We start from the raw sequence: 23,314 nt of genomic DNA, 5'->3' as shown, positions 1-23,314 counted from the left end.
AAGCGCTTTAAATTTGAGTGGAACAATTGAGACGATCAAAAGGGGGAAATTGTAAAATGGCAAGACTGAAGCTGAAGGGAAACAAATGGCTCGCTGCACCCGCTGTCTTTTTGCTCTTGATGGGGTGCAGTGCAAATGAGACGTCCAATCAAGACGGGAAAGGAAAAGAGAAAGATGCCATTCATATTATGGCTCCGCTCCTGTCGCCGGAAAGTCCGGGAGAAAACAGCCCGTCTTTAAAAGCGCTCGAAAAATACACGAAAAAACAAATTAAAGTGACGTGGGTTCCGAACTCTTCCTATAATGATAAATTCAACATCGTCATGGCCTCGGGAGATTTGCCGCAAGCCATCGTCGTCACGGACAAGTCGCCAGGATTTATCAAGTCTGTCAAATCAGGTGCATTCTGGGAGCTTTCACCTTATTTAAAAGACTACCCGAACCTAGGAAAGGCCGATGAAAAAGTGATGAAGAACAGTTCTATTAACGGCGAGATTTACGGCATTTACAGGGCGAGGGACTTGATTCGCGCTTCGATCATCATCAGAACGGACTGGCTCGAAAATGTCGGCATGGAGATGCCGAAAACAATCGACGAATTTTACGACGTGCTAAAAGCGTTTAAAGAAAAAGACCCCGACGGAAACGGAAAAGACGATACGTACGGCATGGTAGTGCCGAAATGGATGGGGCTTGGCAACGGAAGCCCATGGGATATTATGCAGACGTGGTTCGGCGCTCCAAACCGCTACGGAATAGACGAAAAAGGGGAGCTCATTCCGGACTTCACGACAGAAGAGTATATGGAAGCACTGCTTTTTTTCAAAAAACTGTATGATGAAGGGCTGATCAATAAAGACTTCGCCGTAATGGACTCAGCGAAGTGGAACGATCCAGTCGTCAAAGGAAAAGCGGGTGTGATCGTCGATACCGGTTCGCGGGCATCGCAAATTCAAAGCGCAATGGAGGAAGCCGATCCCGGCAACAAGGATGTGATCGACGTCATCGGTACGGTCAAAGGCCCGAAAGGAACGTATACATTCCCGACATCAGGATACGCCGGAATGATTGCCATCCCGAAAGCGAGCGTCAAAACGGAAAAAGAATTGAAAGAAGTGCTCGGCTTCCTAGACAAAATGAACGATGAAGAGGCACAGATCATTGCCAACAACGGCATAAAAGGGCGCAACTATAAGCTTGAGAACGGAACGTACACGTCCCTTGAAAAAAACAATAAAAAACTGCTCTATGAGCACGAAGGTCTTGCACAGTTCAGCATGGGCATTCCGGAACAAAGATACTATGTGGAAAAACAAGAATCAAAGCTGTTCAAACACCGTGAACAGATTCTTAAAGAAGGGGAAAAAATCGCCGTATTCAACCCGGCCGAATCGCTCGTTTCAGATGTATACACCCAAAAAGGGGCACAGCTTGACAACATCATCCTCGATGCCAAAACGCAGTTTATCATCGGCGACATCGATGAAAAAGGCTTTCAAGATGCCGTTCAGCTTTGGTATAAAAGCGGCGGCGAAGATTTGATGAAAGAACTGAACAAGCGCTACAAGGAGACTAAATAGCTCAGGTCTTTAAACAGCATACGAAGGGGGGATGCGGCACATGGAAATCACCGCAAAAACAGGAAAGACCGCTGTTAAGCCAGAAAAGAAACCGACTGGGCTGCAAGCCGTAAAACGGGATAAATGGCTCTATCTTCTGCTTGTTCCCGGTGTTTTATATTTTCTCATCTTTAAATATTGGCCGATGTGGGGCGTGTTAATTGCATTCAAAGATTATTCGCCTTATCTCGGATTTTGGCAGAGCGAATGGGTCGGGTTCGAGTATTTTAAAGATTTCTTTATGAACCCTGACTTCTTCCGCCTGCTCCGCAACACACTCATGCTGGCCGCTCTCGATTTGATTTTTGCATTTCCGGCTCCGCTGATTGTTGCACTCATGCTGAATGAATTGCGGCACGCCATCTATAAACGGTGCATTCAGACGTTTATATATGTTCCGCATTTCGTCTCATGGACGATCGTCGTCAGCATGACGTTTGTCTTTTTTACGGTTGATACGGGCGTAATTAATAAAATGCTGCAAAGCATAACAGGCAAAGAGATTGCGTTTCTCTCGGATCCCGAATGGTTCAGGCCGATGATTGTCCTGCAAAGCATATGGAAGGAGACGGGCTGGGGAACGATCCTGTTTTTGGCGGCGCTCGCGTCGGTTGACCAAGAGCAGTATGAAGCGGCAGTGATGGACGGTGCAGGAAGATTGAGGAGAATGTGGCACATTACCCTTCCGGCCATCAGAAGCACGATCGTCGTGCTTCTCATCTTAAGAATCGGCAGTTTTTTGAACATCGGCTTTGAACAGATTTTTTTAATGACCAACTCCTTAAACCGGAGCGTGGCTGAAATCTTTGACACGTATGTCTATGTTGTCGGAATTACGCAGGGCGCCTACAGCTACAGTACGGCAGTCGGACTTTTCAAATCGGTTGTCGGGATCATCCTGATATTCGGAGCCAATTATATCGCGAAAAAGTTCGACCAGGACGGTCTGTTTTAATGAATGGAGGTGAAAGGGATGTCCGGTGCGGAAACGATCCATAACACAAAAGCGGGTCGGGTGTTCGATTGGTTTAATGTGATCTTTCTCGGCTGCTGCGGGCTGATAACCGTTTTGCCTTTTCTGTATATTATCGCGGGGTCTTTTGCCACGGAGGCCGAGCTGGCGGAAAAGAGCTTCTTTATCTTTCCTGAGACATTTTCGCTTGATGCGTACCGCTATATTTTTTCAACGCCAACATTTATCAGGAGCATGGGGGTGTCTGTGTTCATTACGGTCGTGGGAACGATCGTCCAGCTCTTTTTTACATTTACGATGGCCTATCCCCTTGCAAAACGGCACATCAAGGGAAGGAACCTGCTTTTGAATCTCGTTATTTTTGCGATGCTTTTCAGCGGAGGAATGATTCCGACGTATATCGTCGTCAAATCACTGGGGCTGCTCGATTCCTACTGGGCGCTGATTTTGCCGATGGCTATCAATCCGTTCAATCTCATTATTATTAAAAACTTTTTTCAGCAGCTTCCGAAAGAGCTTGAGGAGTCGGCAAAGATTGACGGCTGTTCAGAAATCGGCGTGTTCTTAAGGATCGCACTGCCGCTTTCAAAGCCGATTATTGCGACTTTTGCGCTGTTTTATGCGGTCGGCATTTGGAACGACTTTTTCCATGCTTTGCTGTACATCAATGACAGCGCGAAATGGCCGCTGCAGATGGTACTGCGCCAAGTGACGATTCTTTCGGATCTGACGGGGACGACGAATGATATGATGGAAACGGTACCGCCTGAACAATCGATCAAACTGGCCGTCATCGTCATTGCGACGCTTCCGATTTTAGCCGTGTACCCGTTTTTGCAGAAGCATTTTGCCAAAGGCATTCTGATCGGGTCTGTGAAGGGATAAAAAAACCGCCGGGCTCATGAGCCGGCGGCTTGCGGCTCAGGCAGCTGAGCCGTTTTTATTTCTTTTTTTCATCCAAAAATAAACCGGGAGACCGACGAGGCCGATCAAGATCGACCACAGGCAGCTGTAGAAGTCTGTGATGAGCGTGCTGACAAGGACAAACAATGACCCGAGAATAGCCGCAACAGGCAGGTAAGGGTAGAGCGGCACACTGTAAGATCTCCCTTGGCCGTTCTTCCGTCTCCGCAAAATAAACACTGCGAAAAACGCCATGACATAAAAGATGTAAATCATAAAAATCGAAACCTCTGACAGCTTTTCAGGATTGCTGATGATCATTAAGATGACAGCGAAAATCATCTGGACGATGACTGCGATCCACGGCGTATGAAATGCCGGATGAACATGCGAGATCCAGCGGGAGAACGGAAGCTGTTTTTTCTCAGCCATCGCAAAGATCACGCGCGGAAAAGACAGAACTTTTCCGTTTAAGCAGCCGAAGATGCTGACGATAATTCCGATGGAGATCAGCTTGCCGCCGATCGGCCCGAACAGCATGGTCGCTGCTGTGCTTGTCGCATTTTCGCCGAGCTTGACAATCTGATCGGCAGGAAGAATGTGAAGCAGCGCCAAGTTAATGAACAGGTAGCAGGCTGTGACGATCAGTATGCCGCCTGTCATCGCTTTCGGGAGCACTTTTTCCGGATTCTTCATTTCTCCGCCGAGTGCTGCAAGAAGGATCCAGCCGTCATACGCAAATAGCGTCGCCAATACCGCCGCTCCAAAGTTTTGGCTGGCGATGCTCTCCGTGACAGAACTGAAAATATGTTCATCGCCCTGCCATAGACCGAACACAATGATACATACAATGGGAATCAGCTTTCCGATCGTTGTGACCGCCTGAACCGCTCCGCCGTATTTTGTTCCGACGATGTTGATGAGGCATAAAAAGGCGACGGTGATGATGCCGATGAGTGCAGTCCATGATTTATCCCAGGAAAACAAGTTGGCCACAAGCGAGCCGAAATATAATCCGAGTGCGCCGATGATGGCCGGTCCGTAGATGATGATCTGCACCCAGCCGCATAGGAATCCCCAGAACTCGCCGTAAATTTCTTCAAGATATGTGTAAAGCCCGCCCGTTTTTGGAATCTGTGCGCCCAGTTCGGCGATTGTCAGCCCGCCGGCAAGCGTTAAGATTCCGCCGAGGAGCCAGGCGAAAAGAGCAATTTGTGCGTTTCCGGAATAGGAAAGCACGCTGCCGGGCTTCATAAACACACCGGAACCGATGATCGTTCCAATCACAAGAGATAGCGCAAATAACAAGCCTATCTCTTTTTTTAGTCCGTTTGCTTCTGCATTCATAGCTATGCCTCCCATTGATGTGATCTCTTTTATAGAAAACTATTTTTATATTGTAATACCTTTTTTAAAAAAGAAAAATTAAATAAATTTTCTGATTTTCGTATTTCTTGTATATGTTAAACGTTTTAAGGTCGTAAAACCCGGAGGAACTATCAATAACCGAACTTTAATAAATGTTTTTGGATTCATTGTTAGTTTTTTCGGGAAGCGGCAGGAATCGCCCGACCGGGAAGACGATTTGGTTGACTTTTCAAATCAAATCGCCTATTTTGGAGAAAGAAGAAATCTTGAATTCGAGATATTTGATGAGGAGATGATAGAATGAACGTAAATGGCATTCACCACGTATCCGCTTTAACGGCGAACGCCCAACATAACCTGGATTTCTATGTCAAAGGGCTTGGCATGAAACTGATAAAGAAATCGGTCAATCAGGATGAACCGACGATGTACCACTTGTTTTACGGGGATGAAGTCGCGTCTCCAGGTTCAGATTTGACATTTTTCGAGATTCCGATGCTTGCCCGGAGGCGGGAAGGGACGAACTGCATTTCGGCCGTATCACTTCGGGTTCCCGGCGAACAAGCACTCGAATTTTGGAAGAAGCGGCTTCATGAGCTCGGCGCAGAGATTGACGGTATCGAGACTCGTGCGGGGCGGAGCGTTCTCCGCTTTTTAGACCATGAAGGACAGAACATGATGCTTGTGGTTGATGAAAAGGGAAAAGATCATGGAGTGCCTGTGAAAAACGGCGTCATTCCTGAGGATGTCGCGATCAGGGGGCTCGGCCCGGTCGAACTGACTGTCAGGGACGCCGGTCCGACGGCGGCGGTGCTTACCGATATTCTCGGCTTTCATAAAATCGGTGAGGAACAGGCTGATGAAACCGGCCGAACGCTTCACATTTTTGAATCGGGTGAAGGAGGAGCAGGCACGGAGGTGCATGTGAAAGAGTCAGATGAAAGCAGAAGAGAGCGTCCCGGAAGAGGAAGCGTCCATCATGTCGCATTCCGCGTCAAAAATGAAGAAGAACTTAAGCAGTGGCATGAGAAAATCAGTGAGAACGGCTTTACGAATTCTGGGATTGTGGAGCGCTATTATTTTAAGGCGCTGTATTTCAGAGAACCGAACGGCATACTTTTTGAACTGTCGACTGACGGGCCGGGCTTTGCCGTTGATGAATCAATCGATGAGCTCGGACAGAGCCTTGCACTTCCGCCGTATCTCGAACATCGGCGGAAAGAGATTGAAGCGCGGCTGAAACCGATCCGATAAAAAAACGAGGTCCCGAAAAGGACCTCGTTTTTTATATAGGCTCTGTTAAACGTAAATGTTGATATTTGATAAATTTCCGAAATATTGGTATAATCAAGATGAGAACAAACATTCGGTTAGAGGTTATCAAGGTGAGCAAAGCGTTTGCAACTGTTAAAGTATATCGGCAAATTACCAGTTTTCAACAATCGAACTATATTGCTGAATAGAATTTATAAAATGTTGAGTTATTAAATATGAAAAGTGAGGTTTGTATATGAATACTGTTAGCCAAGAAATCCAAGATTTGTCCATTAAATCTTTGGAGTCAACTTTTAATAAACTAACAAATGCTTATAAAAGCACGACAGAAAACGGTTCAAACACAACTCTTGTCAAAAAGAGACTAAACGCAGTGAAAATTGGTTTAGAAAGCCTAAAAGGTACTTGGAATGGAGAAGATTTTGGCTATAACGAAGAAATCATATTGACTACTAAAGAAGTTTTGAAAGGTATCATTCCATCTATTGAAAAACAAATAGCAAAAGCAAAAGAAGGCAGTCCTCAAAAAACATTAAATGAGCGTCGCTTGACTGCACTAAAACTGGCAATCGAATCTTTGGAGAACCGTCTTATATAAGACGGTTCTTAAATTTTTTAATTGTTCCAGAATCGGGTGAGTTACATATCCCTTTATTTTTGCGTATTTAACAACATCCAAATTTAACAGAGCCTTTATATAAAAGGCATCCGGCACAGCTGGCGGCCTTAAGGGGGCATGCTGTTAAGATGATGCGGATTCTTTTTGGTCAAGTGTGATTTGTTTTGTTATTGTTTTGCCGTTTCGAATAAGGGTAACCTTTACCGTATCTCCGACTTTTGCATCGTTGTAAAGAAGGTTGCGCAGGGCGCTTCCGGTATCGGTTTCTTTTCCATTAAAGCTGACGATGACATCGTTCTCTTTAAGGCCCGCTTTTTCAGCGGGGGAGCCTGAAGCGACCTGGCGGATGTAGACGCCTTTGTTTAGCTGGCTCCCGCTTAATCCGAGGGTGCCTGTTTGATAGTTTTCCGGCACCTGCTCAAGATCCATCATGCCGATTCCGATGTACGGGCGTTCGATTTTTCCTTTAGACATCAGTTCTTCCGCGATCGGTTTGACATCATTGCTTGGAATCGCAAATCCGATGCCTTCTACTCCGCTTTCACTGATTTTCATGCTGTTGATGCCGATCACTTCACCCTTTGTATTCAAAAGGGCGCCTCCGCTGTTGCCGGGGTTGATGGCCGCGTCTGTTTGAATGACGTTCATCTCGGTTTGCCCTGCGGATGTATCTACTGAAACGGTTCGGTCAACACCGCTGATGATGCCTTGCGTCACCGTGCGGGACAGATCTTTGCCGAGCGGGTTTCCGATTGCAATGACCGATTCGCCAGCTTTCAAGCTTGACGAATCGCCGAAAGATGCGACTTTTTCCACGTGATCAGCGGAAATTTCAACAACAGCAAGGTCTGTCAAGGAATCGCTGCCAAGCAATTTACCTTCCACTTCTTTGCCGTTTGACAGGGAAACCGTCAGTTTCGACGCGCCCTCGACAACATGGTTATTTGTAATAATGTATGCTTTGCCGTTTGCTTTTTTATAAATGACACCTGAACCTGTGCCTGTTTCTTCTTCGTTTGAACTGCTGCTGCTGTTGCTTTCAAAACTGAACATACCGTTCTCTGTTTGTTTTTGATAGTTTGAAATACCTACGATGGCGGGAGATACATTTTCCACCATTGTTGAAATGTCAGACGAATTGGTGCTGGACAATTTTTCGGTGTTCGCATGATTGGAAGAAGCCGCTGAATTCGTCGTCTCGTTTGTTTGTGTCTGGACGGATGCATTGGCCGTTTCGTCTTTGTTATGCTGGTATGTCGTGACGCCGAGAACGAGGCTTCCTCCGATGATGCCGCTGAGGATCGGCGTCATCCACGAGAGTCTCCGCTTTTGCTGTTCTGCTTTTTTTATCGCCTGGTCAGGCTTTTGATCGGAGACGATGAGTTCGTTTTTCGTTTCAAGCTGATCTTCTCTATTATATTCCATCATTTTCACGCTCCTATTGTTATCATATCCTTTGATGCTTCAATCATAAACAAAGACTGTGGGATAAACATGAAAACATTGTGGGAAATTGTCAAAGAAAAAGGATATTATAAATAGGGTCCCTATTTATAATATGACATGTCAGAGGTGTTCTAAACGTTGAAAAAGATTGGATTTATCGGATACGGAAGCATGGCCCGGATGATTGCGGCCAAACTGCTTGATCAGGAGAAAATCAGCGATGACATGGTGATCGTCAGCTCAAGGAATGACGGGAAAACAGGGGAGCTGAGAAAGCTTTACCCAAATGTCGCCTGTCAATCAGCGGAAGAGCTCGCCAAACAGTGCGGCCTGATCTTCATCTGTGTTCCGCCGATGGCGGTAAAAGAAACGCTTGAGAAAATACAGCCGTTTCTTCAGGAGGATGTGCACATTGTTTCGATTGCCGCGGGAATCGAGCTTGACCGTCTTCACGACTGGACAAGCGGACAGGTGACGAGATACATTCCGACACTTACATCTGAAGTCGGGATCGGCGTTTCGCTTGTTGTCCACGGCGAGCGGGTAGCTGAGGCGGACAAAAGCCGGCTGGAAGAATATCTTTCCGCTTTCAGCACAGTCAAACAGATACATGAGAGAGATATTGACGCTGCGAGCAATTTAACAAGCTCTTCACCGGGGTTCATCGCTTCGATTTTTGAAGAATTTGTTCAAGCTGCCGTCAGAAACAGCAGTCTCACGAAAGAAGAAGCGTTTCATTTTTTGATTCATGCATTGCTGGGAACGGGCAAGCTGTTAATGGAAAAAGACATGACGTTTGCACAAACGCTTGATCGGGTCGCGACAAAAGGCGGCATAACCGCAGAAGGAGCGGAAGTCATCCAAGATGCCATGCCGGAAGTCTTTGACGAGCTGTTTGCCAGAACGATGAAGAAATATGAGGATATTAAAGGCGCTGTCCGCCGGCAGTGAGCCGCGGCATGATCGACCTATCCTTATATCCCAAAGCTGCCTGATCAGGCAGCTTTTTTATTTGAGTTCGACAAGATTCATCAAAATTCCAATTTTATATTAAATTTCTAAAATTACCAATGGTTATTGCATTTCTATTAAAATTCTAATATAATTTGTTAGAATATTCCCAAAATAATAAAAAATTTGAGACGTTTTTCATAAGGGGTGGTTTTTTGTGAAGCTTTATCTGTCTGTTGATATGGAGGGAATTTCCGGGCTTCCGGATGATACGTTCGTCGATTCAAGCAAGCTGAACTATGAGAGAGGCCGGAAGATCATGACGGACGAGGCCAATCATGTGATTGACGAAGCGTTCAAAAGCGGATGCAGAGAGGTGCTTGTCAATGACAGCCACTCTAAAATGAACAACCTTTTAATTGAGCGGCTTCATCCTGAAGCGCAGCTTATTTCGGGAGATGTCAAACCGTTTTCGATGGTTCAGGGACTTGATGATACATGCGATGGAGCTGTGTTCGTCGGTTACCATGCGAGAGCATCGATGAGAGGCGTGATGTCGCACAGCATGATTTTCGGCGTCAGACATTTTTACATAAACGATCAGGCGGTGGGCGAGATGGGGTTCAACGCTTATGTTGCCGGTTATTACGGCGTCCCGGTCATCATGGTTGCCGGTGACAGCGAGGCGGCGGTTGAGGCGGAGGAGCTGATTCCAAACGTAACGACAGCGGCCGTTAAGGAAACGGTCTCCCGTTCGGCGATCAAATGCCTGACACCGGAGAAAGCGGGGCGGCTTTTAAGAGAACGGACGGCATATGCGATTCAAAACCGCGGTCAAGTCAAGCCGCTCACGCCTCCGGACAGGCCGGTGCTGCGGATAGAATTTGCCAATTACGGCCAAGCCGAGTGGGCGAGTTTAATGCCGGGTGCTGAAATCGAACCGCAAACGACGACTGTCCGCTATCAAGCGAAAGACATTCTTGAAGCCTATCAAGCGATGCTTGTCATGACCGAGCTAGCGATGAGAACGACATTCTCCTAGGAAGGTGGGATGAAGATGGCAGGTTACATCATGAAGCGGCTCTTGTCGATGCTGGCGACCATTTTGGTGATCACGACATTGACTTTTGTGATGATGAAAGTGATTCCGGGCTCTCCCTTCAATGAAGAAAGGAACACGAATGAAGCGGTTCAGCGCAACCTTGAGGCTTACTACCAGCTGGATGAGCCTCTCTTTGTTCAATATTTGTATTATGTAAAGTCGATCGTTACCTTTGATTTTGGGCCGTCGATCAAGCAGCCTTCGCAAAGCGTGAACGATCTGCTGTCAAGAGGGTTCCCTGTTTCGTTTGAGCTGGGGATGACGGCGCTTATTGTGGCGGTCATTTCCGGGATCGCACTCGGAATCTTTGCCGCGCTGCGGCAAAACGGCATCATCGACTATATAGCGATGACCATTGCCGTTCTCGGCATTTCGGTTCCCAACTTTATTATGGCGACCTTGCTGATACAGCAATTCGCTGTCAATTGGAACATATTCCCTCCATCGACATGGACGAGCCCGCTTCATATGGTGCTTCCGACTGCGGCTTTGGCGATGGGGCCGCTGGCGATTATCGCAAGGCTGACCCGCTCCAGCATGATTGAAGTGCTGACACAGGATTATATCCGAACAGCCCGGGCTAAAGGGCTTTCCCCTTTTAAAATTGTCATGAAGCACGCGCTGAAAAACGCCCTTATGCCTGTCGTAACGATTCTCGGGACGCTTACCGCTGCGATTTTAACGGGGAGCTTCGTCATCGAAAAAATCTTTGCGATTCCGGGCATGGGAAAATATTTTGTTGAAAGCATCAACTCCCGCGATTACCCCGTGATTATGGGCACCACCGTTTTTTACAGCATCATCCTCATCATCATGTTGTTTCTCGTCGACATGGCCTACGGAATACTGGATCCGCGTATTAAACTGCATAAGAAAGGGTGAGCTTATGAGCCTTCCAGTTCGCACAGAAAACGAAGCGTCTTCAGGCAGTGATATCCCTGTTGAATGGTTTGCCCCGCTGAAACAGAAGCAGGATGAGCGTGAATCCGTCGCAAGGCCGAGTCTGTCATACTGGCAGAACGCCTGGCGGATTTTAAGGAAAAACAAGCTGGCGATGGCGGGGTTGGGCGTGTTAATCTTCCTGTTCATCATGGCTGTACTCGGACCGGTTCTTTCTCCGCACAGCGTCACCCAGCAGACGCTTTCCGAGCAAAACCTGCCTCCGTCGATGGAGCATTGGTTCGGAACCGATGAGCTCGGCCGCGATGTGTTTACAAGAACGTGGTATGGAGCGAGGATTTCTCTGTTTGTCGGTGTTATGGCGGCTTTGATCGATTTTGCAATCGGCGTCATCTATGGCGGCATCGCCGGCTATAAAGGCGGCAAAACAGACCATGTCATGATGCGGGTCATCGAAGTGCTGCACGGACTGCCTTATTTATTGGTCGTCATTCTTCTCATGGTCATGATGGGGCCTGGACTCGGGACGATCATCGTTGCGCTGACTGTCACCGGCTGGGTCGGCATGGCGCGGATCGTCAGGGGGCAGGTTTTGAAGGTGAAGCATGATGAGCATGTCCTCGCATCCAAAACCTTCGGAGCGAAAACGGTAAGGATCATCAGGCGGAATCTCCTTCCGAACATGATGGGAGCGATCATCGTCCAGATGACCTTGACGGTGCCGTCGGCCATTTTTGCCGAAGCATTTCTCAGTTTCCTCGGTTTGGGCATTCAAGCCCCGTTTGCGAGCTGGGGTGTCATGGCGAACGACGGCCTTCCGGTGATCTTGTCGGGTCACTGGTGGCGGCTGTTTTTTCCCGCTTTCTTTATTTCATTAACAATGTTCGCTTTTAATGTTGTTGGAGACGGGCTGCAGGATGCGTTAGATCCGAAGCTGAGGAGGTAATGTATTTTGCGGAAAAAAGTATTGGAAGTCGAGAATCTGCATGTTTCATTTGCGACATACGGCGGAACGGTCAAAGCCGTCCGCGGTGTGAGCTTTGAGTTATATGAGGGGGAGACGTTTGCGATTGTCGGCGAGTCGGGATGCGGAAAAAGCGTGACATCGCACAGCATCATGCGGCTGTTGCCGAAATTTTCGGCAACGATCACAGACGGCGCGATCCGCTTTAAGGGAAAAGACTTGCGCAATCTGTCCGAAAAAGAGATGAGAAAGATCAGAGGGGCCGAAATCTCAATGATCTTCCAGGATCCGATGACGGCCCTGAATCCGACCTTGACCGTCGGAGACCAGCTGACAGAAGCGCTGTTGGAACATCGGCCCGTATCTAAAACAGACGCTCGAAAAGCGGTCATTTCGATGCTTGAGCTTGTCGGGATTCCGAATCCGCAAGAGCGTTTGAGGCAGTATCCGCATCAATTCAGCGGAGGGATGAGGCAACGGATCGTGATTGCCATGGCGCTCATTTGCGAACCGGAGATTCTGATTGCGGATGAACCGACGACCGCGCTTGATGTTACCATTCAGGCGCAAATTCTTGAGCTGTTTAAAGACATTCAGCGGAAAACCGGGGTATCCATCATTTTAATCACCCATGATTTAGGCGTAGTCGCACAGACGGCGGATAGAATCGCCGTGATGTACGCCGGGAAAATAGCTGAAACGGGAGCGAGGAGGGATATTTTTTACCGTCCGCAGCACCCGTATACAAAAGGCTTGCTGCATTCCGTTCCGAGGCTTGACCTTGAAGGTGGAGACCTCGTTCCGATTGACGGGACGCCGCCAGATTTGTTTTCTCCGCCTGAAGGGTGTCCGTTTACGGCGCGCTGTTCCCATGCAATGGAAGTGTGCGGCAGGGTTCATCCTGCCGTTACAGAAGTCTCGGCGGGTCATCGTGTGTGCTGCTGGCTTCAAGATGAAAGGGCGAAACGTGCTTTACTGACGACATAACATGAGATCGATTTTCAAATGGGGGGATTTGATGAAAAGGCTAGCGAGCGTGTTGGCTGCCGCATTTGCGATCATTTTGCTGTTCGGATGTACGGCAAATGAACAAGCGGGGCAGGAAACGAAGAAGAAAGCGAAAGAAACGGCTGGAGAACAGGTCCTGAGGCTGAACAATGAAAATGAACCGACATCTTTTGATCCGCCGATCGGCTTTAATAATGTCTCATGGCAAGCGCTGAATAATCTGATGGAAGGTTTGACAAGGCTTGGCGCAGACCATGAACCAGAAGCTGCGTCCGCCGAAAAGTGGAACATTTCCGACGATGGGAAGACATATACTTTTACAATCCGTGATGATGCCAAATGGTCAAACGGAGACCCTTTAACCGCTGGGGATTTTGAATATGCGTGGAAGCGTCTGCTCGATCCGAAAACGGGCTCCTCTGCCGCGTTTTTAGGCTACTTTATCGAAGGCGGTGAGGCCTTTAACAGCGGAAAAGGTGCAAAGGATGATGTCAAAGTCAAAGCGGTGGATGAAAAGACGCTTAAGGTGACGCTCGAAAGTCCGCAGCAGTCGTTTTTGAGCATTGTAGCCAATCCGGCTTTTTTCCCGGTTCCTCAGAAAGTCGCCGAAAAAAACCCGAAATGGCATGAGGAAGCTGCTACATTCGTCGGCAACGGTCCGTTTAAACTGACAGAATGGAAGCATGATGAAAGCTTTACGATGGTAAAGAGCGATACGTATTGGGACCGGGATACTGTGAAGCTTGATAAAGTGATATGGGCAATGGTCGATGACAGAAATACCGACTACCAAATGTTCGAGTCGAATGAGCTCGATACGGCTTATGTGCCGGCTGAAATGAGCGAGAAGCTGATGGGCGCTGACGAGGTGAAGGTGTTCGATCAGGCAGGTCTTTACTATTACAGGTTCAATGTCAATAAAGAACCGTTCCAGAATGAAAAGATCAGAAAAGCGTTTGCGATGGCCGTCGATCAGCAGGAAATCGTCGATTATGTCACGAAAAACGGTGAAAAACCGGCTCGCGGGTTTGTGTCTCCGGGGATCAAAGGACCGAACGGCAAGGATTTTCGCGAGGAAGGCGGCGACTTGCTCAAATATGACGCCGATGAAGCGAAACAGCTGCTCGAAAAAGGCATGAAGGAAGAAAACTACGAAAAGCTGCCTGCCGTTACGCTGACATACAGCACAAAACCGGAGCATAAAAAAATGGCGGAAGCGATTCAGCAAAAGCTGAAAAGTACGCTCGGCGTCGATGTGAAGCTCGCCAATATGGAATGGAACACGTTCCTTGAAGAACAGAAGGCGCTCAAATTCCAATTTTCCCAAAGCTCTTTTCTGGCTGACTATGCTGACCCGATCAACTTCCTGGAAAGCTTTCAAACGGGTAATGCAATGAACAGAACCGGCTGGAGCAATTCAGAGTATGACGAGCTGATCAAGGCGGCGAAAAATGAAGCTGACGAAGAAAAGCGGACTGAGCTGCTGCATCAGGCTGAAGAACTGCTGTTTGAAGGGATGCCGATCATACCGATCCACTTCTACAATCAAGTCCATTTGGAAAAGGAGAATGTGAAAGGCATCGTCCGTCATCCAGTCGGCTACATTGAACTGAAATGGGCCGAAAAAACGTCATGATCAAACTTGTCCGTCTGCCACTTTCTTTGTGCGTGCCACCGCACAGAGGCGGACGGACTTTTCATAAAGGGGGATGTCTCTGTTGAATACTGCACCTCAAAGGTTAATGAAGGGAGATACGGTTGGTGTGATTGCACCGGCCAGTCCGCCTGTCCCCGAAAAGCTTGACCGCGCCGTCCGGTTTTTAAAAGAGCTCGGACTTGAAGTCAAAATGGGACGCTCAGCCTCCGAAAGACACGGCTATTTGGCAGGGAGCGATGAAGAGCGTCTGCTGGATCTGCACGACATGTTTGAAGACCGTTCGGTCAAGGCTGTTATCTGTGCCTGCGGAGGTTACGGCACGGCACGGATAGCCGAGAAAATTGACTACCGGCTCATCAAAAGCCGCCCGAAAATTTTTTGGGGCTATTCAGATATCACTTTTTTACTTACAGCGATCAGGCAAAACACCGGACTTATTACATTTCACGGCCCGATGCTCAGTTCGGACATCGGCAAAGAAGACGTGCATCCGCTCACCCGGCACTCCTTTCAGCAGCTGTTTCAAAAAATGACGCTCACTTATACAGAAGAACTGTCGCCTTTGGAAACGCTCGTAAACGGTGCGGCGGAAGGGGAGCTCGTCGGCGGAAACCTCGCCCTTCTGGTGACGACGCTCGGTACGCCTTATGAAATCGATACGAAAGGAAAGCTTTTGTTTATCGAGGATGTCGATGAAGAGCCTTACCGAATCGACCGGATGCTGAATCAATTGAAAATGGCCGGGAAATTATCGGACGCCGCCGGCATCCTGTTGTGCGATTTTCATAACTGCACCCAGAAAAAACGCGATGAGTCGCTCACATTAAAAGAGGTTTTCCAAGATTATATTGCCTCTGAAGGAAAACCGGCGCTGTCAGGCTTTAAAATCGGCCATTGTTCACCGAATATCGCCGTTCCGGTGGGGGTGAAAGCCGTCCTTGACGCCGGCAAAAAACGGCTCACCATCGACCCGGGAATTTCTTAATGGGAAAGGAGGCCGCCATGAAGATTGCCGAGATTACGACAAACCGCATCGCCGTTCCGCTGAAAAAGCCGTTTAAAACGGCGCTTCGAACCGTCCGCACCGCAGAAGCCGTCATTGTTAAACTAACGGCTGAAAACGGGATGACAGGCTGGGGAGAAGCGCCTCCGACTGCTGTTATTACCGGTGAGACGCTTGACAGTATTGAGGGGGCAGTCAACACGATATTCGCACCCGCCCTCACCGGGTGCAACTTGCGAATGGCTGAGGCGATATTTCATGACATCGACAAGCTGATTATCGGAAATACAAGCGCAAAGGCCGCTGTTGAAACAGCCGTCTACGATTGCTTGGCACAGCTTTGCGGTCTTCCCCTGTATCAATTGCTGGGCGGATATAGGCGGGAGATCGAGACGGATTTTACCGTCAGCGTCAATGGCCCGGAAGAAATGGGGAAAGACGCGGTCCGTTATGTAAAAGAAGGGTTTCGTACGCTCAAAATTAAGGTTGGAAAAAACGACATCGCAACAGACCTCGAACGGATCAGGGAAATCCGCCAACAAGCGGGGCCCGCTGTCCGGATCCGCGTGGACGCCAATCAAGGCTGGACGGCGAAAGAGGCCGTCAAAGCCATTCGGAAAATGGAGGATGAGGGGCTTTCGATCGAGCTTGTCGAACAGCCGGTCCACCGGTACGATCTCGAAGGCTTGAAACAGGTGACAGATGCCGTCGATACGCCGATTATGGCGGACGAAAGCGTGTTTACCCCAAGGGATGCTTTTCACGTGCTGAAAACGAGAAGCGCCGATCTCATCAATATTAAACTGATGAAATCGGGCGGCATCCGCCAGGCGCTGCAAATCAACGCCATGGCAGAAGCGTGCGGAGTGGAATGCATGGCCGGGAGCATGATCGAGACAAGGCTCGGCATCACAGCAGCCGCCCATTTCGCAGCAAGCCAGAAAAATGTCACAAAATTTGATTTTGATGCGCCGCTCATGCTGAAGGAGGATATCGTTGAAGGCGGCATCCGCTATCATGCAGGAACGATCACGATACCGGATGCTCCCGGACTTGGAATCACGAAAGTCAATCATTGAGAGGGGAGAAGACGAATGAGCCTTTATACGACAGCCGTCTCAGTCGCCAATGTCTGGACCAGTCCGGAAGCACCGCGCCGCATTGATCGGATGATGCTGGAAAATCCCGTGCATGTGAGAAGCTGGCTTGACGCGTTGTCCTACGAGGAGCGTCTTGAGCTGTGTACGGCAAACCTTGTTCAAACACAAGTGCTTTTCGGAGAAGATGTGCAACTTCTACAAGAGCGGGGAGACTGGGCGTTCGTCATCATTCCAGGACAGCCGTCTGCAAAAGACGAACGCGGCTACCCGGGCTGGATTCCAAAAGACTGCCTGGTCGAAAAAAGCCCGGCGAAGTCTGAGGCAAGCGCCGTCATTCAAAAACCGACGGCTTTCTTATATGACGACAAGAAAACGAAAGTCCTTGAGCTGAGTTTTCTCACCAAGCTGCCGGTCTTGTCTTCGGACGGCATCTGGTTTGAAGTTGACACACCGCTCGGCCGCAAATGGCTGAAAAAAGGAGATGCGGACCTCGAAACACCTGTAAAAGGCAGCGGAGACGACATCGTTCAAACCGGTCAGGCGTTTTTGAATCTGCCCTATCTTTGGGGAGGGATGAGCGGGTTTGGCTACGACTGCTCAGGCTTTGTCTTCAATATGCTAAAGGCGAACGGCCGCTCCGCTCCGCGCGATGCCGTCGATCAGGCGAAAGGCGGAAAAGAGGTGTCCTTCAGCAGCCCGAAGCGGGGCGATTTACTGTTTTTCGCATATGAAGAAGGCAGAGGGCGGGTTCATCATGTCGGCATTTACTGCGGAAACGGACAGATGCTTCACTCTCCAAAAACGGGCAAATCGATTGAGGTCATACCTCTTAAAGGCACAATTTATGAAAAAGAGCTGTGTGCCATCAGGCGCTATTTTTAAATAAAACGGGGGGATTGGCATGCAAACCGGCGCTTTATTGAAAGTCAGCCGTCTGAAAATGCACTTTGACGCCGGAAGGGGCAAAACGGTCAAAGCGGTCGACGGCATTTCATTTGATATTAAAGAAGGAGAGACGTTCGGACTCGTCGGAGAATCGGGCTGCGGCAAGTCGACATCCGGAAGGGTGCTGATGCGCCTTTATCAGCCGACAGAAGGCGAGATTACATATCGGGGGAAAAACATCCACAATCTGACCGATGATGAATCATTCCAGTACAACCGCAAAATTCAAATGATTTTTCAAGACCCGTATGCTTCATTAAATCCGAGGTTAACGGTCAGGGAGATTATGACAGAGCCCATGGAAATCCACGGCCTGTACGGTGGGAAAAAGGCGCGTCTTGAAAAGGCGGACGAGCTCCTGGAAGCAGTTGGTCTGCACAAAAGCTTTGCCAATCGCTATCCCCATGAGTTCAGCGGCGGGCAGAGGCAAAGAATCGGCATCGCCAGAGCGCTTGCGCTTGAACCTGAATTTATCGTCGCTGATGAGCCGATATCGGCACTTGACGTCTCTGTCCAGGCGCAGGTCGTCAACCTTTTGAAAAAGCTGCAAAAGGAAAAAGGGCTCACGTTTTTATTTATCGCTCACGATCTTTCCATGGTGAAACACATCAGTGACCGGATCGGCGTCATGTATCTCGGGCACATGGTCGAGATCACCGACAGCGTCCGGCTATATCAAGAACCGCTGCATCCATACACCCAGGCGCTTTTATCGGCTATCCCGATTCCCGATCCGGATGTGGAGGATAAGCGGAAACGAATCATACTGAAAGGCGAGCTGCCAAGTCCGATCGATCCGCCGAGCGGCTGCGTTTTCAGAACGAGGTGTCCCGCCGCGATGGACATTTGCGCCGCCAAAAAACCGATGTTAAAAGAAGCCGCCGACGGTCATTTTGTCGCCTGCCATCTGTATGACAGAGACGTGAGAAAAGAGGAGGCCGGCATGAAGGTGACACTGCAGGCGAGGTGAATATAGAAAAAGGGAGCCCTGTAAAAAGGGCTCCTTAGCTTGCCGCCAACTTCTCCATTTGCTAAGTCGCTGATGCCAAATGGAATAAGGGTCAGGCGCTGCCGTCGTGACATCCAGTAGAAGTACGTTCAATCGGCAATGTACAGCATCTGAAAGATCCGCCGGATTTTATGATCTCGGATAAGTCGATTTCGATGACCGTATAGCCCCTTTCTCTGAGCTCCTGATTCACGTGGCGGTTATCAGGCAGGCTGATCACGTTTTTATTGCCGATGGACAGGACGTTTGTGCCGAGTCGGAACTGTTCATCATCCGTAATTTCGATCATGTCATAGCGTTTTTTCAAGACATCGTATTCTCTTTCTCCTAAGGCTTTTGGATAGACGAGCGCTTCTGTCGGCGAAAGAATGTTGAAGACGCAGTCCAAATGAAGGAAAGTCTCTTCAAATGGAACCGGTACGACTTCATAAGAGGGAAGCCTGCGCTTCAGCTCTTGGACGGCCGAAAACGTCGTTCTGTGGCTGATGCCGGCATATATGGTATTTTGGTCGACGAGGATGTCGCCACCCTCGATTTGATATCCTTCATTAAATGTGGCAAAGGCGATCTGTTCTTTTGCCAGCCATTCCTGCAGGACGTTTTCTTCGCCCTGGCGGATGTCGGCTGAAAGCTGAGCGGAAAACACAGTATCTCCGATCGTAAACCCGATATCACGCGTGAAGACCTGTTCCGGAAATTGGCTTAAAGCAGGCAGAAGCTCGACTTCAATACCCCGGCTCTCCAATTCTTTTATCAATGTTTTATGCTGGCGGACGGCCAGCGTTTTATCAATATTATCCTTTTGGAAATACTTTTGTGTTTCATTGATCACTTCTGCGATCTCCATATACTCCGGTCTGCATAACACCACTTTTTTTAAGACATCGTATTCGCTTGTGCAGCCCGCCCCGCGATTTTTTTTCGATATTGCTGAGTCCATTTTGATTCCCCCGTCCTCTCTTTAGTCATTTCATTATTCCCTTCCTGCATCAGGAAATAAACATTTTAGCCAGAAAATCTGACAAGTCAGCCGGATAAAAAAGTTTAGACAAATGAATTCTAATAGTGTTTAATAAAGAAAAAATCCACTTTACAAACGCATCTTAGTAGACATCAAAGGAGTAATGGATGATGAATGGACCTGAGAAAAGATACTGCAAAGAATCAAAAGTTGTCAAAACAAGCAGGGTGTTTCCGCTTGACACGAACAATCACAACACCTTGTTCGGCGGCAAGCTGATGAGCTATATCGACGATATCGCCTCAATTTCGGCAGCGAGACACTCGAGGTGTGAAACCGTGACGGCTTCCATGGATTCCGTCGATTTTCTCGAACCGATCCGCCAGGAGGATTCCGTCTGCCTTGAATCTTATGTGACATGGGTTGGCAGAACGTCCATGGAGGTATTCGTCAAAGTCATTAAAGAGCACTTGCTGACAGGCGAACGAAAGCTTGCGGCGACATCCTTTCTAACCTTCGTGGCGCTTGATCAAGACGGCAACCCTCAAGCCGTTCCTCAAGTTGTACCGCAGTCTGAAGAAGAAATGATGCTGCACCAGACCGCCCGTCAGCGTGCCGAAGAACGGAAAAACCATCGCAAACACAGCAAAGCGCTGGCTCAGGCGCTGGCTGTAGACAAACCTTGGTAAACATACGATCAAAACCCCGGCTCAAGCATCAGTTGCCGGGGTTTTGCTGTGTAATGAATACACAAACCAATATCTGTTCAAAATAAATGACAAAAAACGGAAAGAAGTTTTGAATGAGATGCTTGAATTTGTATGGACTTTTTTAGCCAAGCCTGCTTTAGTGTTTTCTATAGCTTATATTCTTTTTCGAATCGCAGGGAAGAAAGCCGTTTCGCAAATGACGAACTTCGACCTTTTGCTGACATTTGCGATCGGAACGATCATCAGCGAACCGATTCTTACTTCTAAAATTTCAATGTCCATTTATTATGCTCTTACCTTTCTGATCTTTTATTTGTTGATTGAAAAGCTCTCATTACACAATAAATGGCGATGGTTTCTTGTCGTCAGCCCGACCGTGCTGATTCGAAACGGCAATATTGATAAAGGGGGATTAAAAAGAGAGCGGCTGACTGTCAATGAACTGCTCGGCAAGTTGCGCGAAAAAGGCTATGCCGACCCGAAAGATATCGACATCGCTCTGATTGAAGAATCGGGTCAGATCAGCGTGATTCCCAAATCGGAAGCAAGGCCGGTACAGCCGCGGGACCTCAACTTGGAGACGAAGCGGAATTTCGTGCCGATTCCGCTCATTTTAGACGGCGAAATCATCGAACACAATTTAAAATACTTGAAAAAAACGAAAGAATGGTTGTTTCAAAAATTAGAGGATAAAGGGATTGAGCAAGCGATGCTGCCAACCATTACGCTCGGCACCCTGAACGAAAAAAATGAAATTATGATTGATGCGGAAGATCCCGGCAGCCCGTTAACCGATGATCCGTATCTTTATAAACCGGGGCAAGACCATTAATTTTCGCCGAATAGGCGATTTTTTTAATTCGTACTATTTCAGAAAAGTATCAAGAGTCTGTTCTTTTCTTCGTACATAAAATGAAACAGGGCATTTGTCATAAAAGTTGAAAATGGTGTCACAAAAAACAGGAGGAAAATATGTTGTTTTCTGTATTTTTATAGCATATATTAGTTTTTGTGAAAAAATTTTGATGGTAGGTGCAATTGATGAAAAGGTTTTTTAGTGTAATGATTTTGGGTGCCCTGCTGCTGCTCGGCACTTCTGTGCCAATCGAAGCGGCAGACTACGGACGTGACGTTCTCGGATCAAAAGACGGCTGGGGCGCTTACGGAAAAGGAACGACCGGAGGCGCTGACGCTTCTTCTGATCAAGTATATACGGTCAAAAACCGCAAGCAGCTTGTTGAGGCATTAGGGGGAGACAACAAAAAGAACAGCGAAAATGATACGCCGAAGATCATCTATGTGAAGGGAACAATCAATCTTAGTGTTGATGATGAAAACAATCCTTTAGGCTATGATGATTATAAAGACCCTGAATACTCGATCGAAGCGTATCTCAAAGCTTATGATCCGAAGAAATGGGGAAAAAAGGAGCCGTCAGGAAAGCTTGAAGAGGCAAGGCTCCGCTCGAAAGACAATCAGAAGGAACGGGTCTTGATCAGAGTCGGTTCGAACACGACGATTATCGGGCTCGGAGATGATGCGAAAATCGTCGGCGGAGGCTTTTATGTCAAAAACGCAGAAAACGTCATCATCCGCAATATCGAGTTCGAAAACGCGTACGATTTCTTTCCTGGCTGGGATCCGACAGATGGAAGCAGCGGAAACTGGAATTCGGAATATGACAATCTGCTGATCGAAACGTCCAAATATATTTGGATCGACCACTGCTCATTCAATGACGGAGATCAGCCTGATGAACTGACTGAAAAGTATTTCGGGCGCGAATTCCAGCATCACGACGGACTGCTGGATATCAAAAAGCAGTCGGATTTTATTACGGTATCCTACAGCATATTTTCAGGACACTCTAAAAACACGATTATCGGCTCAAGCGACAGCTATAAAGCAGACAACGGGCATTTAAGGGTGACATTCCACCACAATCTCTACGAAAATATTAAAGAGCGGGCTCCGCGCGTCCGCTACGGAAAAGTGCACATCTACAACAATTATTTTAAAAGCACGAAAGACAGCTACAATTACTCATGGGGTGTAGGCTATTCTTCAAAAATTTATGCGGAGGACAACTACTTCGACCTGCCGGAAGGAACGAAGCCTCAAAAACTGATGAAAGTCTTTAAAGGTGACGCTTTATATGAAAAAGATACGGTCGTAAACGACCAAAAAAGCGTCGCAAAAATCGATGTTGTCAGCACATACAACCAAGCAAACCATGCGTCTATTAAAAAAACGGCCGGCTGGAAGCCGACGCTGTTTGAAAAAATCGACGACGCAGAAGATGTGCCGGCAATCGTTGAAGCACAGGCAGGCGCAGGAAAACTGAAGTAACATACGCAAAGCGGACATGTGGATGTCCGCTTTTTTGTTCAGGTATCTTGCAATACAAAATAGCATATGTTATGATTCGTGTATCTTGTATTGCAAGATACATAAAAGAGGTGGCTTATGAGTTCAACGCAAATGCTGAAAGGGATTTTAGAAGGATGTCTGCTTGCCGTCATATCCGAGGGGGAGATTTACGGCTATGAAATGACAAAGGTGCTTGCGGGATACGGTTTTTCAGATATCAGCGAAGGAAGCATCTATCCGATTCTCCTCCGCATGCAAAAGGAAAAATGGGTGGAGACCGAACTAAAACGGTCGGCGAGCGGCCCGAAGAGAAAATATTACAGACTTACGCCCCTTGGCGAAGCGGAGCTTCAATCGTTCATCGGCCGTTGGAAAGCATTATCCGGGAACGTCAATGCGCTGCTCGAAAAAAAACTGAAGGAGAAGTGAAA

Annotated in this window: 22 protein-coding genes; 19 read left to right on the top strand and 3 right to left on the bottom strand. The window is 48.0% G+C overall.

The annotated features are described in order from the left end of the window. The first annotated feature begins 56 nt into the window (after positions 1–56). The 3 genes from H2R00_RS08105 to H2R00_RS08095 are packed head-to-tail and all read left to right on the top strand — an operon-like array spanning position 57 to position 3,477. Entirely contained in the window at positions 57–1,580 is a 1,524-nt protein-coding gene (locus H2R00_RS08105) for an extracellular solute-binding protein (RefSeq protein ID WP_411809446.1), read from the top strand. A 40-nt stretch (positions 1,581–1,620) separates the two neighbouring features. Next, on the top strand, positions 1,621–2,574 hold the full coding sequence (locus H2R00_RS08100; RefSeq protein ID WP_182070805.1) for an ABC transporter permease: 954 nt from the start codon (positions 1,621–1,623) through the stop codon (positions 2,572–2,574). Between the two features lie 18 nt (positions 2,575–2,592). After that, on the top strand, positions 2,593–3,477 hold the full coding sequence (locus tag H2R00_RS08095) for a carbohydrate ABC transporter permease (RefSeq protein WP_154995030.1): 885 nt from the start codon (positions 2,593–2,595) through the stop codon (positions 3,475–3,477). Positions 3,478–3,513: 36 nt separating this feature from the next. Here H2R00_RS08095 and H2R00_RS08090 read toward each other — a convergent pair whose 3' ends face one another. Next, complete coding sequence (locus H2R00_RS08090) at positions 3,514–4,842, bottom strand: APC family permease (protein WP_182070804.1); 1,329 nt, start codon at positions 4,840–4,842, stop codon at positions 3,514–3,516. Between the two features lie 321 nt (positions 4,843–5,163). Here H2R00_RS08090 and H2R00_RS08085 point away from each other — a divergent pair, with 321 nt between their 5' ends. Further along, entirely contained in the window at positions 5,164–6,117 is a 954-nt protein-coding gene (locus H2R00_RS08085) for a ring-cleaving dioxygenase (protein WP_154995026.1), read from the top strand. A 256-nt stretch (positions 6,118–6,373) separates the two neighbouring features. Further along, the gene (locus H2R00_RS08080; RefSeq protein ID WP_154995024.1) at positions 6,374–6,736 is read left to right on the top strand and encodes a hypothetical protein; all 363 of its coding nucleotides are present in this window, start codon (positions 6,374–6,376) and stop codon (positions 6,734–6,736) included. Positions 6,737–6,880: 144 nt separating this feature from the next. Here the strand turns inward: H2R00_RS08080 and H2R00_RS08075 are convergent, their stop codons facing one another. Further along, a complete protein-coding gene (locus tag H2R00_RS08075) occupies positions 6,881–8,182 on the bottom strand; it encodes a S1C family serine protease (RefSeq protein WP_425321883.1) in 1,302 nt (433 codons plus the stop codon). Positions 8,183–8,341: 159 nt separating this feature from the next. Between H2R00_RS08075 and proG the strand changes: the two genes are divergently transcribed. From proG to H2R00_RS08025, 10 genes are all read left to right on the top strand, one after another. Beyond that, positions 8,342–9,154: a pyrroline-5-carboxylate reductase ProG gene (gene proG, locus H2R00_RS08070; protein WP_154995022.1), complete on the top strand. Its 813-nt coding sequence runs from the start codon at positions 8,342–8,344 to the stop codon at positions 9,152–9,154. Positions 9,155–9,371: 217 nt separating this feature from the next. Beyond that, positions 9,372–10,196 carry a D-aminopeptidase DppA gene (locus H2R00_RS08065; RefSeq protein WP_182070802.1) on the top strand — a complete coding sequence of 275 codons (825 nt, stop codon included), beginning with the start codon at positions 9,372–9,374 and terminating at the stop codon, positions 10,194–10,196. Between the two features lie 15 nt (positions 10,197–10,211). Next, positions 10,212–11,138: an ABC transporter permease gene (locus H2R00_RS08060; protein ID WP_020451079.1), complete on the top strand. Its 927-nt coding sequence runs from the start codon at positions 10,212–10,214 to the stop codon at positions 11,136–11,138. A 4-nt stretch (positions 11,139–11,142) separates the two neighbouring features. Further along, a complete protein-coding gene (locus H2R00_RS08055) occupies positions 11,143–12,102 on the top strand; it encodes an ABC transporter permease (protein WP_154995016.1) in 960 nt (319 codons plus the stop codon). Between the two features lie 6 nt (positions 12,103–12,108). Continuing rightward, positions 12,109–13,107 (top strand): ABC transporter ATP-binding protein, encoded by a 999-nt coding sequence (locus tag H2R00_RS08050; protein ID WP_182070801.1) that lies wholly within the window; start codon positions 12,109–12,111, stop codon positions 13,105–13,107. Position 13,108: 1 nt separating this feature from the next. Next, positions 13,109–14,764, top strand: coding sequence for a peptide ABC transporter substrate-binding protein (locus H2R00_RS08045; RefSeq protein WP_411802186.1), 1,656 nt, complete (start codon positions 13,109–13,111; stop codon positions 14,762–14,764). A gap of 73 nt (positions 14,765–14,837) precedes the next feature. After that, the gene (locus tag H2R00_RS08040) at positions 14,838–15,770 is read left to right on the top strand and encodes a S66 peptidase family protein (protein WP_234112941.1); all 933 of its coding nucleotides are present in this window, start codon (positions 14,838–14,840) and stop codon (positions 15,768–15,770) included. A 17-nt stretch (positions 15,771–15,787) separates the two neighbouring features. After that, on the top strand, positions 15,788–16,867 hold the full coding sequence (locus tag H2R00_RS08035; RefSeq protein WP_182070798.1) for a mandelate racemase/muconate lactonizing enzyme family protein: 1,080 nt from the start codon (positions 15,788–15,790) through the stop codon (positions 16,865–16,867). Between the two features lie 15 nt (positions 16,868–16,882). Next, a complete protein-coding gene (locus H2R00_RS08030) occupies positions 16,883–17,770 on the top strand; it encodes a C40 family peptidase (protein WP_182070797.1) in 888 nt (295 codons plus the stop codon). Positions 17,771–17,789: 19 nt separating this feature from the next. Continuing rightward, a complete protein-coding gene (locus H2R00_RS08025) occupies positions 17,790–18,803 on the top strand; it encodes an ABC transporter ATP-binding protein (protein WP_182070796.1) in 1,014 nt (337 codons plus the stop codon). A gap of 91 nt (positions 18,804–18,894) precedes the next feature. Here H2R00_RS08025 and H2R00_RS08020 read toward each other — a convergent pair whose 3' ends face one another. Further along, positions 18,895–19,782: a dimethylarginine dimethylaminohydrolase family protein gene (locus H2R00_RS08020; protein WP_182070795.1), complete on the bottom strand. Its 888-nt coding sequence runs from the start codon at positions 19,780–19,782 to the stop codon at positions 18,895–18,897. Between the two features lie 191 nt (positions 19,783–19,973). Here H2R00_RS08020 and H2R00_RS08015 point away from each other — a divergent pair, with 191 nt between their 5' ends. The 4 genes from H2R00_RS08015 (at position 19,974) to H2R00_RS08000 (ending at position 23,312) form a co-directional block, all read left to right on the top strand. Beyond that, positions 19,974–20,492: an acyl-CoA thioesterase gene (locus tag H2R00_RS08015; protein ID WP_154996728.1), complete on the top strand. Its 519-nt coding sequence runs from the start codon at positions 19,974–19,976 to the stop codon at positions 20,490–20,492. A 118-nt stretch (positions 20,493–20,610) separates the two neighbouring features. After that, the gene (locus tag H2R00_RS08010) at positions 20,611–21,345 is read left to right on the top strand and encodes a DUF421 domain-containing protein (RefSeq protein ID WP_154996720.1); all 735 of its coding nucleotides are present in this window, start codon (positions 20,611–20,613) and stop codon (positions 21,343–21,345) included. Between the two features lie 209 nt (positions 21,346–21,554). Then, positions 21,555–22,862 carry a pectate lyase family protein gene (locus H2R00_RS08005; protein WP_182070794.1) on the top strand — a complete coding sequence of 436 codons (1,308 nt, stop codon included), beginning with the start codon at positions 21,555–21,557 and terminating at the stop codon, positions 22,860–22,862. 117 nt (positions 22,863–22,979) lie between these two features. Next, entirely contained in the window at positions 22,980–23,312 is a 333-nt protein-coding gene (locus H2R00_RS08000) for a PadR family transcriptional regulator (RefSeq protein ID WP_075753181.1), read from the top strand. The last annotated feature ends 2 nt before the right edge of the window (positions 23,313–23,314 follow it).

Origin of the sequence: Bacillus haynesii (assembly GCF_014042035.1) — a bacterium.
Taxonomy (GTDB): Bacteria; Bacillota; Bacilli; order Bacillales; family Bacillaceae; genus Bacillus; species Bacillus haynesii.
This window is presented reverse-complemented; position numbering and strand designations above follow the sequence as displayed.